Here is a 15,199-nt window from a genome sequence, read left to right on the forward strand (position 1 = left end):
ATGCCCAGTGGGCCCGGAATCCTGGGGCCGTCCTCAATCAAAATGTGGGAGCGAGCCTGCTCGCGAAAGCGGTGTGTCAGCTGGCATTGATGGTGGATGTGCCGGCGCCTTCGCGAGCAGGCTCGCTCCCACACGGGATTTCCAGTGGGCCCGGAATCCAGGTCCGCCCTCAATCAAAATGTGGGAGCGAGCCTGCTCGCGAAAGCGGTGTGTCAGCTGGCATTGATGGTGGATGTGTCGACGCCTTCGCGAGCAGGCTCGCTCCCACAAGGGATTTCCAGCGGGCCCGGAATCCAGGTCCGCCCTCAATCAAAATGTGGGAGCGAGCCTGCTCGCGAAAGCGGTGTGTCAGCTGACATTGATGTTGGATGTGTCGGCGCCTTCGCGAGCAGGCTCGCTCCCACAGGGGATGCCCAGTGGGCCCGGAATCCAGGTCCGCCCTCAATCAAAATGTGGGAGCGAGCTTGCTCGCGAAAGCGGTGTGTCAGCAGATGTCGATGTTGGATGTGCTGGCCTCATCGCGAGCAAGCTCGCTCCCACAGGGGATTCCCAGCGGGCCCGGAATCCTGGGGCCGTCCTCAATCAAATGTGGGAGCGAGCCTGCTCGCGAAAGCGGTGTGTCAGCTGACATTGATGTTGGATGTGCCGGCGCCTTCGCGAGCAGGCTCGCTCCCATCGGGGATGGCTGTCAACCTTTCGTCAGTGCGGTGACGACCAGCCCCACGTTATTTTCCAGTTCCGCCACCGGATCGGCACCGTCGCTGCTCAGCACCAGCAGTTGGCTACCGCCTTCGACGATGGCCGCTTTCACAGCTTCCGGCGGCTGTCGGTGATGCAGCACCAGCGCGACATCGTTCTCCTTGAGCGTGGCTGTCAGCTGCTTCAGGGCTTCGGCTGTCCATTCGGCGTCGGGGCGGGCATCAGTGTTGATGCCATCCAGGTTCAAGCCACTGATCAAGTAACCGAAGTGCTCGCTCAGGCTGACCACGCTCAGGTTGTCAGCGCTGGCGAGGCGCTTTTCACTATCGGCGCTGAGCTTGAGCAGGCGCTGCTTGAGTGCCGCCAGGTTGGCATCGATTTTCGGTTTGTTCGCCGGGACGAGGCGCACCAGATCAGCAGCGATCACGTCGGCCATCCGCCCCAGATTGTGGCTGGCCATCCACGGCTGGCTCGCCAGGCCGTCGGTCATGCCCGGTTGTATGGCGATGCCGGGCAGGGCACCGTCCACCGGACGAGCAGCGTCGATTTCAACGATACGGATATTGCTGCGTCGGGCCATGGGGTACAGCGGATCGTCCGGCCAGAGCGAACGCAGCCCGATCACCGCGTCGGCCTCGCCGGCCAGCTTGCTCAGGGCCGGGGCGCCACGGCCACTGAAATAGGCGCTTTGCCGGGTGCCGGGAAGATTGTCCGGAGCGGCCCGGGCCAGGCTGACGTCGGTGCCCTTGAGCAAGGCCTCGCCCAATCCGTAGGTAACGGGCAGCGAGGCCAATAGTTGGATCTTTTCGGCGGCCATCGACGAGGTAATCACTGCGCCGCCGAGGGCTAGAGCCCAGACCAGTTGTCGTAATGAAAAAACCATTTATCCAAGATTCCCTTTCAGATGGGGGACGACGCCACGGGCGATGGCGCTCAGGGCGAAGGCGATGCCGGCCACCAGAATGATCGCGGCACCGGACGGGATCGGCAGGTCGAAAACGATCGGCGCCAGGATCCCGCATAAAGTGCTGACGGTCGCGATCAGCACCGAACACCAGAAAAAACCTTTCAACGATTGGCTGAGCAAACGCGCGGCCGCGGCCGGAATCACCAGCAACGCACCCACCAGGATCGCGCCGATGACTTTCACCGCCGCCACAGTGATCAGCGTCACCAGGACCACGAACAGATAGTCCAGCGTCTTGACCGCCACCCCGCGTACCGCCGCCAGCTGCGGGTTGAAGCTGGCAAGCATGATCCGGTTGTACAGCGGCAGCGCCAGCGCCATCACCAGCGAACCGACCACCGCCAGCACCGCGAGATCATTGCCGTTGACCGTCAGCACCGAGCCGAACAGCACGTTTTCCAGGATGTGCACATTGATCTTGCCCGCCAGGATCAGCAGCAGGCTCGCGCCCAGGGCCAGGGACACCGAGAGGAAGACGCCGATCAACGTATCCGGGGCCAGGCCGGTGCGGTTGCGCAGGTAATTGAGCAGGATGCCGAACAGCAGGCAGTAGCCGAACAGGCTGCCGTAGGGCCCGGTGTAGGGTTCGCCGAGCAGGATGCCGACGGCCACGCCGGTCAAGGCCGCATGGCCCACCGCTTCGGAGAAAAACGCAAAGCGCTTGACCACCACCAGCGTGCCGAGGCCGCCCAGCACCGGGCCGATCAACAGCCCGGCCAGCAAGGCGTTGACCACAAAACCATAGGCCAGCGCCTCGGGCAGGTAACCGGAGGAGGCCCAACCCTGGACCATCAGGCGGAAGGCTTCATAACTCATCAGATGGCGCTCCCGTTGGCACGTGGATGGGTCGAAAACAGCGTCAGCAGCCGTTCCGGGGTCAAGGTCTGGCGCGGCGGGCCGTCGAACAACACCCGTCGATTCAGCCCGGTGACGCGATCGGCCAGACGCCCGACGGCTTCCAGGTCGTGTTCGATCCAGAGCACGGTAATGCCGGCCTGGCGCCAGTCCTGCAGCAAGCGTTCGAATACCTGGATGCCGGCCTCGTCCAAAGCCGACATGGGTTCATCCAGTACCAGCAGTTGCGGTGGCGGAATCAATCCCTGGGCCAGCAATACCCGCTGACGCTCGCCGCCGGACAGCGCGCCCATGCGCCGCTTGCGCTTGTCCTGCATGCCGACCCGCTCGAGGGCCTGACCAATGGCGTCAGCATAATGCTTGCTCAAACCGAGGAAGGCGGGGCGCCGCTGACACATGGCCGCCATGAAGTCGTCCACCGTCATGGGCAGGCCCCGGTCGAATTCCAGCGCCTGGGGCACGTAGCCGATGACGCCGGGTTCGCCCGGCCATTGCAGGCTCAAGCGCCCCTGGTGCGGCATCTGTCCAAGCAAGGTCTTGATCAGCGAACTCTTGCCGCCGCCGTTGGGGCCGACCAGTGCATGGATGCTGCCGGCTTGTACCTGAAAGGCCACATTGTCGAGAATCGCGGTGCGCCCAAGATTCAGGCTGATGTGGGCGAACTCGATCATCGGGCCGACATGTTGCTGGATGAGGGGTTCCTGAGCCGTCATGCGCCGGACTCCTGGATCGCCCGGACCACGGTGTCGAGGTTGCCGGTCATTTCCTTTTCGTATTTCTCGGCGCTGTAGTCGCCGTAGGAAATGTGCGACAGCGGGTACAGCTTCACTCCCGATTCACGCTGGATGGTGTCGACGTAGGTGGATGGGAAATCCATCTCCGAGAAAATCACCTTCACGTCCAGCTCACGCAGCTGGTCGATGGTCTTTTTCAACTGGCTGGGGCTTGGCTCGATGCCATGGGCCGGTTCGACCACGGCAGTCACTTCCAGGCCGAATTCGCGCAGCAGGTAATCGTAGGCGGCGTGTACCGTGGCGACCCGCAGCTCGGCGTTCGGCGCCTGGGTCAGCTTGGCCAGGGCGGCGGCGCGCATCTGCCGCAGGCGCTTGCCGTAGGCCCGGGCGTTCTGCGTGTAGGTCTTGGCGTTGTCCGGGTCGAGCTTGCCCAGTTCCCGGGCGATGTTGTTGACCTGGGCAATGGAGGCGCTGATGGACAGGAACGTATGCGGATTGACGACTTTACCCGCGCCCCGCGCCGCGGTTCCGGTGGCGGCGAGCAAGGGAACGTTCTCGTTGGCCTCGATCACCTTCACGTCCGGGGTTTCGCTGGCGGCGATCATGCGGTCGGCGAAATCGTCGTGACCCACGCCGTTGAGCACGATCACATCAAGCCCGCCGATGCGCTTTATGTCCTCGGCGCGGGGTTCATAGGCGTGAGGGTTGAAGCCGGCCGGGATCAACGGCACCACCTCGGCCTTGTCGCCGACGATGTTGGCCACGTAGCTGTAATAAGGGTGCAGGGTGATGCCGATGCGCAGGCGCTTGGCCGTTTCGGCGCTGGCCATGGGAGTGAACAGGCAGGCGAGCAGGCCAATCAGCAGCAGGCGCAGCAAGGGGCGGCGTGAAGGTGCAATAGACATGGGCAAGCGGTCTTCTCTGGAGTGAAGGCGTGGGGTCAATGCCGATGCTGGCGGGTTACGCCAGCGTCGAATTGCGCGACGATCTGTTGCCAGCCAGCGGCGGACAAAGCGGCGTCGTCCAACATGGCAGGGGTAGGGGTGGTTGGAGGGTTCCCGCGGTTGAGCCAGATGTCCGGGGACGCGCCGGGCACTTCGCTGATGCGCATCAGAAAGGAGCCTGCGACGGACGAATTGGCGCTCGCGCCGAAGTAGGCTCGGTCTGCCAGCAATTGCCAGGCGTGGCCGCCGCGGCTGACGGAACTGGCGTCTTGGGCGAACGGGGCGAAGCCTTCATCGGCCAGGGCTTGCGGGCCGGGGAGGGCCGGCTCGCTCTCGCGCAGGATCCGGATCTCATCCAGTGTCACCCGCAGATCGGCATAAATGCCTTGCTCGGCGGCGCTGAGGTCGCGGCGTGCGTCCAGCTGATGGGCGTCCAGGTGGGCAACATCCCGGGTTTCCCCATGCCAGGCTACGACCGAACCGGCGCCCAGCAGGATAATCATGCACAGCAACAATACATACAGGGTTTCGTGGCCGGCACCGGCGGGGCGGATGACCTGGGTGGTGGGTGCGCTCATGGGGCCTCGATGTCGGCTTGGTCGATTTCCACGACGTGGCCGGGGCCGGCGTCAAAAAGTACGTAGAACTCGGCGTTGGGTTTCTTGAAGGTCAACGTCGAGTCGGCGCCGAGCTTGCCAGGGACCAGGATGGTTTCGTCGTAGCCGATCACGTCCAGCGTCACTCCGGGGGCGCCGCTGCCATCGGAAAAACCGCCAGTACACTGGATCTGTTCAGCGTCGATAGCCTTGCATTCGCACATTGGGTTGTGGGCCAGGGCGCTGGTGCTCAAGCCTGCGCAGAGCAGCAGCGCCAGGCTGTTGAAAGAGGCGCGGAGGTTCATGGTCGGGCTCCTTGGGATTGCAACCAGGCGACGGTGGCCGGCGAGGCCTGGCTCAGGGGGATGGAAGCTTGATGCATCGAGCCGTCCCAGCCTTCGAGGGTGATCCACAGTTCGGCGTCTGGCTGGGTCTTTTTCGGCACCGGCAACAAGGCGCCCATGCGATAGGGCGAGCCGAAAAAAATCACCCCGGCGGCCCGCAGGCTGCGGGGCTTGCCGATGCGCAGATAGGTGGCTTTAACCTCGCTGATGCAGCGCTGGCAAAGGGCGGCGTTGAAGTGTTTCATCGGCCCGGCGGGGCCCTGGGTCCGTGGCGCTTCGTTGCGAAACTCCGCCAGGCGCAAGCTCCAGGGCCCCACTTGGACTTCGCCGACTTCCCGCTCGCCAAGCCCGCCGTCGCCCCGGAACAACGCGGCCTCCGACAAGTACTTGGGCATGAAACCCAGGGGAATCAGCAGCAACAGCACGTTGATATGGAAGCGCCATTTATGCCAGAACTGGCCCAGGCGTGACGGTGATGTTGTCGTAGTGGACGGGTTCACAGGCTGCCCTCCGGTGAGTCACGGTGCATGGAAGGCTGCAGTTGCGGCGTGGTTTGGGCTGGCCGCACAGGTTTCTGGTTGCGCTTGAGTGCGTTGGCGGTCGCCAGGGCCGTGCGTTTGGTCCAGATCAGCAGGCCGCTGAGGACCATCATGCTCAACACCAGGCCGAAGAAACACCAGATGAGCTTGATCCAGAGGCCACCGAAATCCCCGGTGTGCAGCGGGCGCATGGATTCGGTCACGAACTCCAGCGCCGTGCGGTCCGACAACAATCGGGAAGCGTCGACATCACCGTTGTAGGGATTGATGGTCGCCGTCTGGTACATCAGCGGATACCAGCCGCGTCCGCCGACTTCCAGATGGCTGTAGGCATTGCCGGGCAGGCTGACGAAACTCGCTTCCAGGCCCGGGATCCGCTGCTGGGCAATTTCGATGGCGCGGTCCAGGTTCAGTTGCGGCGGAGGCGTACCACCCGTCGACAGCGGAACGTTTTCCCGGGCCACCACGGGGACGACCGGAGCACTGGAGATGGAAATGCCGTTATCGGCCAGCGTGGCCTCGATCAGGAACCAGGTGCCGGTGATGGAAATGACGGCAATGAACCAGATCGACCAGATGCCGCTGAGCCGATGGAAATCGCCCCAGAAAATGCGGGCCCCGTGGCGAATACGCAGGGTCGGGCTGAAAAAACCTTTCCAGAAACGTTTATAGACAACCAGCCCGGTCACCAACGACGCGAGCATCGGCAGGCCGAGGAAGGACACCAGGTACCAGCCCCAGCTGTAGCCGTTGGTGAACGGCACCAGCCACCAGCCATGCAATGCACGGGTGAACCCCCTGAAGTTGAATGCCGGTGCCGAGCCCTGGATGACGCCGCTGTAGGGGTTGACGTACACAGTGTCGGGGCGACCGTCGGGGTAGGTGACCTTGACCTCCAGGGCGAAGTGCGACTCGTCCGGACGCACAATGTTTTGCACCTGAGTCAGGGGCTGGGCTTGCTTGATGGCGGCAACGACCTGGTCGTAGCTGAGCAACGGCGCATCATCGGCGGGCTTGCTGGCGCGCATTTCCGGATTGACCAGCCAGACGATCTCCTGGCTGACCACCGCCAGCGTACCGGTGACGCAAACGATCAGAACGAAAAACCAGATGGGCAACGCCAGCCAGCTGTGAACCAGGAACCAGAGTTTGGAGCGGGACTTCTTCGACATGATTGAGCGTCTTGATTCGATGAAAGGTTCCGTGTCGCGGGCTTCGCAACGCCATGAAACCTGGAAAAGCCGGCCGTGGCTTTTGCCGACGCGGCCTGCTGCATCTAATTAAGACGAACGAGCAGCCGGAATCCTGAAAGGGAAGATGAAAGAAAATGTTTCGCGTTCTCGAACAGGCGCTCGGTCTTCCGGTGGCGAGGGAGCTCGCTCCCGCTGGGTCGCGCAGCGGCCCCTAGCATCTTCCAGGCAACCACGGCGGGACTCATAGGCCGACGAACGTCTCAGGGTTCCAGCAAATGCGCCCCTGGCCCACGCTTGCCAAGCACATCACCCTGGTTGCGCAGCGGGCAATGTTCCATCGACAGGCAACCGCAGCCGATGCAACCGTCGAGCCGGTCTCGCAATGCGATCAGTTGGTTGATCCGGTCATCCAGGTTCCGGCTCCACTGCGCTGACAGGGTCTTCCAGTCGGCCGCCGTGGGCGCACGGTTGTCCGGCAGGTTTTTCAGCGCCTCGCCAATTTCCGCCAGGGAGATGCCCAGGCGCTGGGCGACTTTGATCAGCGCCACGCGCCGTAGGACGGCCCGGGGGTAACGACGTTGGTTGCCCGGGTTGCGCGTGCTTTTGATCAGGCCCTTGGTTTCATAGAAGTGCAGCGCGGTGACCGCCACGCCGCTGCGGGCGGCCACTTGGCCGACGGTCAGTTCCTTGTGAATGTTGATGGACGTCGTCACCTGAATCACCGCTTGACCTTGACTTAACTGGAGGTTTTACCCTGCAGGCCTTTGGATCGCAAGATCCGCCTTACCTGAACGGGGGACTTTTCATGCAATCGCCAAGTGGTCATCGCAGCTTCACGCAGTTGATCGAGTTCGACATCGAGCCTCAGTGGCAGCAGACGCTGGTCAACGCCCTGTCAGCGCAGACCGAGCGCCTGGCTCGTGATCATTCGGGTTTCCTCAATGCCAGTATCCAGGTCAGCGAGGACGGGCGTCGGGTGCTTAATTACCTGCAATGGCAAACCCGCGAGGCGGGTGAAGCGGCGTTCCGCAGCGTTGAGAATGGTGAGGAAAGTTTCTGGCAGTTCATCCAGGCGCATCGGGCCAAAGCGGTGACGTTTGGCTCGTTCCAGGTGCTGCGCAACATCGAGCGCAGCCTGGACGATGCGTTGCATTGCCCGTTGGTCAACCAAGCGCAACGGGAGATCCGAGAGGGCGATACCCATTATCAAAAGCGTTGATTTCTGCCGCCAAGTGCCGGCGGGTAGCCTTTGTTCATCGCCCAACTGAACATCGGACATCCGCCATGAATCGTATCCTTGCTGTCTTGTTGCTGTTGACTGTCACCGTATTGAGCGGTTGCGCTTCGTCGTCCCCGGAGCTGCGTCCTTACACCGCCGAGGAATCCCGTGAGCTGGCCCTCGAAGCCTTGAATCGCCGGGGGCTTTCGTTTGATGAATACCATGCGAAGAAAGCCGAACTGCTCGGCCCTTCGCAGAAAAACGTCGGCTTCGACGAGCGCGGCGAGATGAGCGCCGAGCAGACAGTCCAGGCACCGGGCCGGTCGAGCTGAGACTGTACCGCCAGAAGTTTTGCCTAACTGTCCATGGGTTTGCGCCGGGACGTGGGGTAGGGTCAACTCCTGACTGCCCCGACGGATTGACCTGCCATGACCCTCTCGCTTGACCTGCTGCTGGGCTTCGCCCTGTTTGCCCTGGTGACCTCGATAACGCCCGGCCCCAACAACACCATGTTGCTGGCCTCGGGTGTGAATTTCGGCTTCAACCGGACCATCCCGCACATGCTCGGCATCACTTGCGGCTTCTTTTCCCTGGTCCTGGCGGTGGGCCTTGGGCTGGGCGCGGTGTTCCAGACATATCCGCTGCTCTACACCGTGCTGCGCTACGTCGGTGCGGCATATCTGATATACCTGGCCTGGAAAATCGCCCACTCCGGTCCCGTCTCGGACGATGGCGCGGGTGAGAACAAGCCGATCAGCTACTGGGGCGCAGCAGCGTTCCAATGGGTCAACCCAAAGGCCTGGATCATGGCCATCGGCGCCATCAGCACCTATACGCCTCTGCAAGGTTACTTTTTCAATGTGGTGGTGATCGCGGCGGTGTTTGCGTTGATCAACCTGCCTAGCGTCAGCCTGTGGGTAGTCTGCGGCAGCCTGCTGCGCAACTTGTTGCAGGATCGCCGGTGGCTGCGTGTCTTCAACTGGGGCATGGCGCTGCTGTTGGTCGCGTCGCTGTATCCGTTGTTGCTCGAAAGCGTGAGTTAAGGGCTGAGCTTCAACGCGATGCCTGCTAAGCTCGCTGTTTCAGGAGCGTTCCTACGCACTTTTAAATGAAGTCCGACTTCTTTTAAGGTCTTGATCAGTTAAAGCTATGTCTCGAACCCAACGAGGGCATCTGGTCTTGGAACAGATTCTGCGAGCTTCCTTATGAATAAGCGTCCTTTGTATTTTGATTACGCCGCGACCACCCCGGTGGACGAGCGGGTGATCCAGGTCATGGTCCAATGCCTGGGTTTCGACGGTAACTTCGGTAACCCGGCCTCCAGCTCCCATGCCTTCGGCCAGGAGGCCCGGCGCTCGGTGGAACTGGCGCGCCAGCAGGTGGCTCGGTTGGTGGGGGCTCAGGCCGGACAAATCGTCTGGACTTCCGGCGCCACCGAATCCAATAACCTGGCCCTCAAGGGCGTGGCCCAGGCGCGTGAAGCGCGTGGCGGCCACGTCATTACCAGCCTGATCGAACACAAGGCCGTTCTCGATACGGTCAGGCAGCTCGAAGAAAGTGGCGTCGCGGTAACCTGGCTGGCGCCGGGCGCCGATGGCCTGATCAACCCGCAAGCGGTTCGCGAGGCGCTCCGCGAAGACACTTTCCTGGTGTCGCTGATGCTGGTCAATAACGAGTTGGGCACCGTCAATGACGCCATCGCCATTGGCGAGATCGTTCGAGAGCATGGCGCGTTGTTTCATATGGACGCGGCCCAGGGTGCTGGAAAAGTGAGCATCGACCTGGCCCGGTGGCCGGTGGACCTGATGTCGTTTTCTGCACACAAGATCTACGGCCCCAAGGGGATCGGCGCACTTTACGTCGGTGATCGCGCGCGCCCGCGGCTTTCGGCCCAGATCCATGGCGGCGGTCATGAAGGTGGCTTGCGCTCCGGGACCTTGGCGACTCATCAGATTGCCGCGATGGGCGCGGCATTCGAGCTGGCGGCGCAGTCCTTTGATGAAGAGCTCGCCGACATCGCCCGACTGCGCAATCGTTTGCTTGAACCTTTGCTGGCTTTGCCCGGTGTGTGTATGAATGGCAGTGCCAACTGTCGCATTCCCCATACGGTGAGCCTGACGTTCAACGAAGGTGAGTTCAACCCGGCGACGCTGGGCGCATCGATGGCATTCTCCGCGACCTCGGCTTGCAACTCGGCGCAAAACACCCCATCCCACGTGTTGCTCGCCCTTGGGCATGATGTACGCGCGGCCGGGCGGACCATTCGTTTGAGCCTGGGCCGCTTTACCAGCGAACGGGATATTGATGAGGCGGTGCGGTTGATCAAGGCCGCCTGTGTTGCCGCGCCGGCCTTCTGGGCGGCAACCCCCTGAGCCGAACAAATTCGGCATCGAACAATAAATTGATTAGCAGGAGTGATGATGAGTACCCAGCCTTCGATCCCGGGACAGGTTCCCCAGCGCCTGGCCCGAATTCGCCAATTGATGAGGCAGGAGGGCATCCATGCGCTGTTGGTGCCTTCCGCAGACCCGCATCTTTCGGAGTATCTGCCGGGGTACTGGCAAGGGCGCCAATGGTTGTCCGGGTTCCATGGCTCGGTCGGTACATTGATCGTGACCGCGGATTTCGCCGGGGTCTGGGCGGACAGTCGTTACTGGGAACAAGCCACCTGGGAACTGGAAGGCAGCGGCATCGAGCTGGTCAAACTCATCCCCGGAAAGCCCGGGCCGTTGGAGTGGCTGGCCGAAAACACGCCTGAAGGGGGCGCGGTAGCGGTCGATGGGGCGGTCATGGCGGTGGCATCGGCGCGGACCCTGAGCAGCAAGTTGCAAGAGCGTGGCGCACGGTTGCGCACCGACATCGATCTGCTCGCACAAGCCTGGACCGATCGTCCGAGCTTGCCTGATCAACCGGTCTACGCGCATTTGCCGCCGCAAGCCACGATCGGTCGTGTCGAGAAAATCGCCCAGTTGCGCGAAGCCCTGAAGGAGCGTGCTGCGGATTGGCATTTCATCGCCACCCTGGACGACATCGCCTGGCTGTTCAACCTGCGCGGCGCGGATGTGTCATTCAATCCGGTATTCGTATCCTTTGCCCTGATCAGCCAGCAACAGGCGACGCTGTTTGTGGATTTGAACAAGGTCGACGCTGCGCTGCGTTCTGTTCTTGAGCAAGACAGCGTAACGCTGCGCGACTACAGCGAAGTGGCCACTGCATTGCGTGAAGTGCCGAGCGGCGCGAGCCTGCAGGTCGATCCGGCCCGGGTCACGGTCGGCTTGCTGGACAATCTGGACAGCGGCGTGAAACTCGTCGAAGGGCTCAACCCCACGACACTGGCCAAATCGCGCAAAAGCCCGGCTGATGCCGAGCACATCCGTCGAGCCATGGAGCAGGACGGAGCGGCGCTCTGCGAATTTTTTGCCTGGCTGGAAAGTGCCTGGGGCCATGAGCGCATCACTGAACTGACTATCGATGAGCACCTGACCGCAGCGCGCAAGCGCCGGCCGGAGTTCGTCTCCTTGAGCTTCAACACTATCGCAGCGTTTAATGCCAATGGCGCGATGCCTCATTATCATGCCACGGAAGAGGCGCACGCGATCATTGAGGGCGATGGCTTGCTGTTGATCGATTCGGGCGGCCAGTACCTTGGCGGTACCACCGATATCACTCGCATGGTGCCGGTCGGGACACCGACGTCGGAGCAGAAGCGTGACTGCACCCGCGTGCTCAAAGGTGTGATCGCCTTGTCCAGGGCCAAATTCCCCAAGGGCATTCTGTCGCCTCTGCTGGATGCCATCGCCAGGGCGCCGATCTGGGCTGAACAGGTGGATTACGGTCATGGCACCGGCCACGGTGTCGGTTATTTCCTTAACGTTCACGAAGGGCCGCAGGTCATTGCCTATCAGGCTGCTGCCGCGCCCCAGACCGCCATGCAGCCGGGCATGATCACCTCCATCGAGCCGGGTACTTATCGCCCGGGCCGCTGGGGTGTTCGCATCGAGAACCTGGTGTTGAACCGTGAGGCGGGCAGCAGCGAGTTCGGCGAGTTCCTCGCATTCGAAACCCTGACGCTGTGCCCGATAGACACCCGCTGCCTTGAGCCGTCGTTGCTGACCCAGGACGAAAAGGACTGGCTCAACGCCTACCACGGCGAGGTTCAGCGTCGCTTGAGTCCGCTGCTCGATGGCGCTGCGCTGCAATGGCTGAACACACGGACAGCGGCAATCTGAAGCATAGGGTCAGCCGAGGGCTTCACGGACGAAGTCCAGGCGATCCTGGCCAAAGAACATCTCGTTGCCGACAAACATGCTCGGCGCACCGAACACACCTCGGCGCACGGCCTCTTCGGTTGTGCTCCTTAGTGTTTCCTTGACCTGCTCGTCGGCTGTAAGGGCAAGCACATAGGCAGGGTCGAAACCCCCTTCGTCCAGCACGGCCGCGACTGTTGCCGGGTCGTTGAGGTTGCGGGCATTCACCCAGAGCGCCCGGAACAGACAGCTCGTGAAAGTCTCGAAACGATCCGGATGACGCAGTTGCATGCCCGTGACGGCGCGCATCAATAGCAATGTGTTTATTGGAAAATGCGGGTTGAGCTTGAAGTCGACACCGTAGCGCTTGGCGAAACGGTTCAAGTCCTGGAACAGATAAGGCCCCTTGGCCGGCACGGTAACGGGCGACGCGTTGCCCGTGGCCTTGAATACGCCTCCCAGGAGCATGGGGCGATAGATGAGCTCGCTATGGGTTTCGGCGCAGAGCGCGGGCAATTGGGTATAGGCCAGGTAGGTGGTCGGGCTGCCCAGGTCGAAAAAAAACTCGACGGATCTGTTCATGGCTACGTTTCTCTTATTGTTGTGAGGGAGACTTACCAACGTTCGTTCCAGGGGCGTAGATCCAGTTCGAAGGTCCAGGCATCACGGGGCTGGGTATGCAGGTACCAATAGTTTTCGGCGATGTGCTCCGGGTCGAGGATGCCGTCTTCGGCCCTGGTTGCGTATTTTTCCGGGAAATTATCGCGGATGAAGTCGGTGTCGATGGCGCCATCCACCACCACATGGGCTACATGAATATTCATCGGCCCCAATTCTCGCGCCATGCTCTGGGCCAAGGCCCGGATGCCATGTTTGGCCCCCGCAAATGCGGCGAACCCTGATGCCCCGCGCAAGCCTGCCGTGGCGCCAGTAAACAGGATCGTGCCGCGCTGACGTTTGACCATGCGCCTGGCTACTTCTCGAGCATTGAGGAAACCTGAAAAGCAGGCCATTTCCCAAATCTTGAAATATTTGCGAGCCGTCTCTTCGAGAATGCTGCAAGGCACGTTGGCGCCGATGTTGAATACGAAGGCTTCGATCGGGCCAACCTGCTCCTCGATTTGCTCGATCAGTGCGATCACATCATCTTCCTTGCGTGCGTCGCAGGCAAAACCGTGGGCTTCACCGCCCTGGGTACGGATTTCATCGACCAAAGCTTCGAGCTTGTCAGCGTTGCGGCGAGTGACGCAGGCCACGAAGCCTTCCCGAGCGAAACGCCGGGCTATCGCGCCACCAGTAGCATCGCCAGCTCCCACTACCAGTACAACCTTCTTGTTATTCATGATTGGCCTCATTGGTAAACGGTCGTTAGCTAAACGGACGTTATGCTAAGATTCGCCGAGCGTCAAGATGAGCATCCAGAGGCAAGCACATGCGTTATTCAGCCAATCACAAGATGGAAACCCGAGAGAAACTGCTGACCAGCAGTGCCATGTCGGCCAAGAAATCAGGATTTTCGACGGTAGGGGTAGATGGCCTGATGAAGGCGATCGGTCTTAGCGGCGGGGCGTTCTACAGCCATTTCTCATCCAAGGATGAGCTATTCAAGGCGATCGTCGAGCGCGAGTTGAGCCAGAGCCTGGAGCGCTTGAGTGGTAACGGCGTCATGGACTCGGTGAAACTGGAGCGTTGCCTCAAGCAGTACCTGAGCATGAGCCATGTCGAACAACCCGAGGCTGGCTGCGCCTTGCCGGTTCTGGGGGCTGAGATTGCGCGTTCGGATATATCGGTGCGTGAGGCCGCGCAAAGCTGGATCTGCCGCCTGCACGAAAGCTGGGCGCGGATACTTGAGAGCGATAGCCTGGCTTGGGCGATCCTGTCTCAATGCGTGGGTGCGCTGGTTATTGCGCGAATGCTGGCAGCGCCTGAGCTCCAGCAGGAGGTTCTCAGGTCCAGCCATGACGAGATCAGCCATCGCCTGGCCGAACGACAGTCCAACTGAAGCGCCGCCTATTTGCAGATGACGATCATGCTGCGGCTGGTGTATCCGGCTGGATTGAGCCCGAAAGGATAATCTCCTGGCTCCTCAACGGCGTCACCTGATTTGGCGATGATTTTGTAACCTTTGGGCGCGCATGAGTTGGCGGCGCTGGCCCTGCACTGGTCCCAGGAAGAGGACAGGCCGGAGCAGTTGATATGCAGGCCTTTTTTTCCGCGTTTGACTTCGGTTTTCGACGTCGCCGCGCAGCCCGTAACCGCTAGTACGGCGATCAGTATCAAGATTCGTTTCATTCCCGTCCTTAATGCCGCCGCGGATCTTATGTCTACGTACGGCTGCGTTCGCTTTCGCTTCAAGCGTTCATGACATCCTGTACGAAAAAATCCATGTCTGACATTAGGTTACGGGGCTAAACATGGCCTAAATGCGCGATAAATACCAGACCTGCGTTAGAACGTTATCAATCTGCGGCAATGGCGGGCTTGGCAGAGTCGCCCATGGTCAACGTAGCGCCGATCGACGCGAGGATGATGCAGGTTATGGCTGCCCATTGGGCCAGGGACAGATACTCCTGGAGAAACAGCAGCCCCGATAGCGCGCCGACCGCAGGCTCGACGCTCATCAGTGTGCCGAAGGTGCGGGCTGGTATGCGGGTGAGTGAGATCATTTCCAACGTGTAGGGCAGGGCGGTTGACAGAATGGCGACGCCAATGGCGACAGGGATGAGGCTCGGGGTCAGCAAAGCGGTCCCGGCATGCACGATGCCGATGGGGGCTACGAACAAGGCTGCGATCATGACGCCGAGCGCAGCGGTCTGCACACCATTGTCCGCACCGGCCTTCTGGCCAAACAGGATATACAGG

19 protein-coding genes (1 of these 19 cut by a window edge) are annotated in these 15,199 nt (G+C 61.4%); 6 read left to right on the forward strand and 13 right to left on the reverse strand.

The genetic code is table 11. The annotated features are described in order from the left end of the window. Window positions 1–688: 688 nt before the first annotated feature. The 9 genes from J3P97_RS08385 to soxR all read right to left on the reverse strand — a co-directional run bounded on the left by J3P97_RS08385 (window position 689) and on the right by soxR (window position 7,584). Window positions 689–1,582 (reverse strand): metal ABC transporter solute-binding protein, Zn/Mn family, encoded by an 894-nt coding sequence (locus J3P97_RS08385; protein WP_434673893.1) that lies wholly within the window; start codon window positions 1,580–1,582, stop codon window positions 689–691. Beyond that, entirely contained in the window at window positions 1,583–2,482 is a 900-nt protein-coding gene (locus tag J3P97_RS08390; RefSeq protein ID WP_434569294.1) for a metal ABC transporter permease, read from the reverse strand. After that, on the reverse strand, window positions 2,482–3,234 hold the full coding sequence (locus tag J3P97_RS08395; RefSeq protein WP_434673894.1) for a metal ABC transporter ATP-binding protein: 753 nt from the start codon (window positions 3,232–3,234) through the stop codon (window positions 2,482–2,484). The genes J3P97_RS08390 and J3P97_RS08395 overlap by 1 nt, the downstream gene beginning before the upstream one ends. Next, complete coding sequence (locus tag J3P97_RS08400) at window positions 3,231–4,160, reverse strand: metal ABC transporter substrate-binding protein (RefSeq protein ID WP_434569292.1); 930 nt, start codon at window positions 4,158–4,160, stop codon at window positions 3,231–3,233. The genes J3P97_RS08395 and J3P97_RS08400 overlap by 4 nt, the downstream gene beginning before the upstream one ends. A gap of 35 nt (window positions 4,161–4,195) precedes the next feature. After that, window positions 4,196–4,777 (reverse strand): DUF6162 family protein, encoded by a 582-nt coding sequence (locus J3P97_RS08405; RefSeq protein ID WP_434673895.1) that lies wholly within the window; start codon window positions 4,775–4,777, stop codon window positions 4,196–4,198. Beyond that, window positions 4,774–5,100, reverse strand: a complete 327-nt coding sequence (locus tag J3P97_RS08410) for a hypothetical protein (protein ID WP_434569290.1) — start codon at window positions 5,098–5,100, stop codon at window positions 4,774–4,776. Before J3P97_RS08410 ends, J3P97_RS08405 begins: the two co-directional genes overlap by 4 nt. Further along, on the reverse strand, window positions 5,097–5,639 hold the full coding sequence (locus tag J3P97_RS08415; protein ID WP_305495975.1) for a thiamine pyrophosphate-binding protein: 543 nt from the start codon (window positions 5,637–5,639) through the stop codon (window positions 5,097–5,099). Before J3P97_RS08415 ends, J3P97_RS08410 begins: the two co-directional genes overlap by 4 nt. After that, window positions 5,636–6,850, reverse strand: a complete 1,215-nt coding sequence (locus tag J3P97_RS08420; RefSeq protein WP_434673896.1) for a PepSY-associated TM helix domain-containing protein — start codon at window positions 6,848–6,850, stop codon at window positions 5,636–5,638. The genes J3P97_RS08415 and J3P97_RS08420 overlap by 4 nt, the downstream gene beginning before the upstream one ends. A gap of 281 nt (window positions 6,851–7,131) precedes the next feature. Next, window positions 7,132–7,584 carry a redox-sensitive transcriptional activator SoxR gene (gene soxR / locus J3P97_RS08425; RefSeq protein ID WP_434673897.1) on the reverse strand — a complete coding sequence of 151 codons (453 nt, stop codon included), beginning with the start codon at window positions 7,582–7,584 and terminating at the stop codon, window positions 7,132–7,134. A 92-nt stretch (window positions 7,585–7,676) separates the two neighbouring features. On the opposite strand from soxR, the gene J3P97_RS08430 reads away from it, so the two are divergent. The 5 genes from J3P97_RS08430 to J3P97_RS08450 all read left to right on the forward strand — a co-directional run bounded on the left by J3P97_RS08430 (window position 7,677) and on the right by J3P97_RS08450 (window position 12,319). Continuing rightward, a complete protein-coding gene (locus J3P97_RS08430; protein WP_434625051.1) occupies window positions 7,677–8,090 on the forward strand; it encodes an antibiotic biosynthesis monooxygenase in 414 nt (137 codons plus the stop codon). Window positions 8,091–8,155: 65 nt separating this feature from the next. Beyond that, entirely contained in the window at window positions 8,156–8,422 is a 267-nt protein-coding gene (locus tag J3P97_RS08435) for a hypothetical protein (RefSeq protein WP_434603355.1), read from the forward strand. A gap of 96 nt (window positions 8,423–8,518) precedes the next feature. Then, on the forward strand, window positions 8,519–9,133 hold the full coding sequence (locus J3P97_RS08440; protein ID WP_434673898.1) for a LysE family translocator: 615 nt from the start codon (window positions 8,519–8,521) through the stop codon (window positions 9,131–9,133). A 162-nt stretch (window positions 9,134–9,295) separates the two neighbouring features. Continuing rightward, on the forward strand, window positions 9,296–10,462 hold the full coding sequence (locus J3P97_RS08445) for an aminotransferase class V-fold PLP-dependent enzyme (protein ID WP_434673899.1): 1,167 nt from the start codon (window positions 9,296–9,298) through the stop codon (window positions 10,460–10,462). Window positions 10,463–10,510: 48 nt separating this feature from the next. Beyond that, a complete protein-coding gene (locus J3P97_RS08450; RefSeq protein ID WP_434673900.1) occupies window positions 10,511–12,319 on the forward strand; it encodes an aminopeptidase P family protein in 1,809 nt (602 codons plus the stop codon). 9 nt (window positions 12,320–12,328) lie between these two features. Here J3P97_RS08450 and J3P97_RS08455 read toward each other — a convergent pair whose 3' ends face one another. Both J3P97_RS08455 and J3P97_RS08460 read right to left on the reverse strand, forming a co-directional pair. Then, on the reverse strand, window positions 12,329–12,919 hold the full coding sequence (locus J3P97_RS08455) for a 2-hydroxychromene-2-carboxylate isomerase (protein ID WP_434603360.1): 591 nt from the start codon (window positions 12,917–12,919) through the stop codon (window positions 12,329–12,331). 32 nt (window positions 12,920–12,951) lie between these two features. Then, the gene (locus J3P97_RS08460) at window positions 12,952–13,680 is read right to left on the reverse strand and encodes an SDR family oxidoreductase (RefSeq protein ID WP_434673901.1); all 729 of its coding nucleotides are present in this window, start codon (window positions 13,678–13,680) and stop codon (window positions 12,952–12,954) included. Between the two features lie 89 nt (window positions 13,681–13,769). Between J3P97_RS08460 and J3P97_RS08465 the strand changes: the two genes are divergently transcribed. Next, window positions 13,770–14,339, forward strand: coding sequence for a TetR/AcrR family transcriptional regulator (locus J3P97_RS08465; protein WP_434673902.1), 570 nt, complete (start codon window positions 13,770–13,772; stop codon window positions 14,337–14,339). A gap of 8 nt (window positions 14,340–14,347) precedes the next feature. Here the strand turns inward: J3P97_RS08465 and J3P97_RS08470 are convergent, their stop codons facing one another. Both J3P97_RS08470 and rhtA read right to left on the reverse strand, forming a co-directional pair. Then, on the reverse strand, window positions 14,348–14,629 hold the full coding sequence (locus tag J3P97_RS08470; protein ID WP_434569278.1) for a hypothetical protein: 282 nt from the start codon (window positions 14,627–14,629) through the stop codon (window positions 14,348–14,350). Window positions 14,630–14,796: 167 nt separating this feature from the next. Continuing rightward, window positions 14,797–15,199, reverse strand: the 3' portion of a protein-coding gene (gene rhtA, locus J3P97_RS08475) for a threonine/homoserine exporter RhtA (RefSeq protein ID WP_434569277.1). The gene runs 485 nt beyond the window's last position; only the last 403 of its 888 coding nucleotides appear in the window; the start codon falls outside the window, past its right edge; the stop codon is at window positions 14,797–14,799.

The sequence above is a fragment of the Pseudomonas sp. R1-15 genome (genome assembly GCF_051132085.1).
Lineage (GTDB): Bacteria > Pseudomonadota > Gammaproteobacteria > Pseudomonadales > Pseudomonadaceae > Aquipseudomonas.

Excerpts from the sequence above, each read along its gene's own strand:
- J3P97_RS08385 (WP_434673893.1), bottom strand. The coding sequence starts at position 1,582 with ATGGTTTTTTCATTACGACAACTGGTCTGGGCTCTAGCCCTCGGCGGC.
- J3P97_RS08390 (WP_434569294.1), bottom strand. The coding sequence starts at position 2,482 with ATGAGTTATGAAGCCTTCCGCCTGATGGTCCAGGGTTGGGCCTCCTCC.
- J3P97_RS08395 (WP_434673894.1), bottom strand. The coding sequence starts at position 3,234 with ATGACGGCTCAGGAACCCCTCATCCAGCAACATGTCGGCCCGATGATC.
- J3P97_RS08400 (WP_434569292.1), bottom strand. The coding sequence starts at position 4,160 with ATGTCTATTGCACCTTCACGCCGCCCCTTGCTGCGCCTGCTGCTGATT.
- J3P97_RS08405 (WP_434673895.1), bottom strand. The coding sequence starts at position 4,777 with ATGAGCGCACCCACCACCCAGGTCATCCGCCCCGCCGGTGCCGGCCAC.
- J3P97_RS08410 (WP_434569290.1), bottom strand. The coding sequence starts at position 5,100 with ATGAACCTCCGCGCCTCTTTCAACAGCCTGGCGCTGCTGCTCTGCGCA.
- J3P97_RS08420 (WP_434673896.1), bottom strand. The coding sequence starts at position 6,850 with ATGTCGAAGAAGTCCCGCTCCAAACTCTGGTTCCTGGTTCACAGCTGG.
- J3P97_RS08430 (WP_434625051.1), top strand. The coding sequence starts at position 7,677 with ATGCAATCGCCAAGTGGTCATCGCAGCTTCACGCAGTTGATCGAGTTC.
- J3P97_RS08435 (WP_434603355.1), top strand. The coding sequence starts at position 8,156 with ATGAATCGTATCCTTGCTGTCTTGTTGCTGTTGACTGTCACCGTATTG.
- J3P97_RS08440 (WP_434673898.1), top strand. The coding sequence starts at position 8,519 with ATGACCCTCTCGCTTGACCTGCTGCTGGGCTTCGCCCTGTTTGCCCTG.
- J3P97_RS08445 (WP_434673899.1), top strand. The coding sequence starts at position 9,296 with ATGAATAAGCGTCCTTTGTATTTTGATTACGCCGCGACCACCCCGGTG.
- J3P97_RS08450 (WP_434673900.1), top strand. The coding sequence starts at position 10,511 with ATGAGTACCCAGCCTTCGATCCCGGGACAGGTTCCCCAGCGCCTGGCC.
- J3P97_RS08455 (WP_434603360.1), bottom strand. The coding sequence starts at position 12,919 with ATGAACAGATCCGTCGAGTTTTTTTTCGACCTGGGCAGCCCGACCACC.
- J3P97_RS08460 (WP_434673901.1), bottom strand. The coding sequence starts at position 13,680 with ATGAATAACAAGAAGGTTGTACTGGTAGTGGGAGCTGGCGATGCTACT.
- J3P97_RS08465 (WP_434673902.1), top strand. The coding sequence starts at position 13,770 with ATGCGTTATTCAGCCAATCACAAGATGGAAACCCGAGAGAAACTGCTG.
- J3P97_RS08470 (WP_434569278.1), bottom strand. The coding sequence starts at position 14,629 with ATGAAACGAATCTTGATACTGATCGCCGTACTAGCGGTTACGGGCTGC.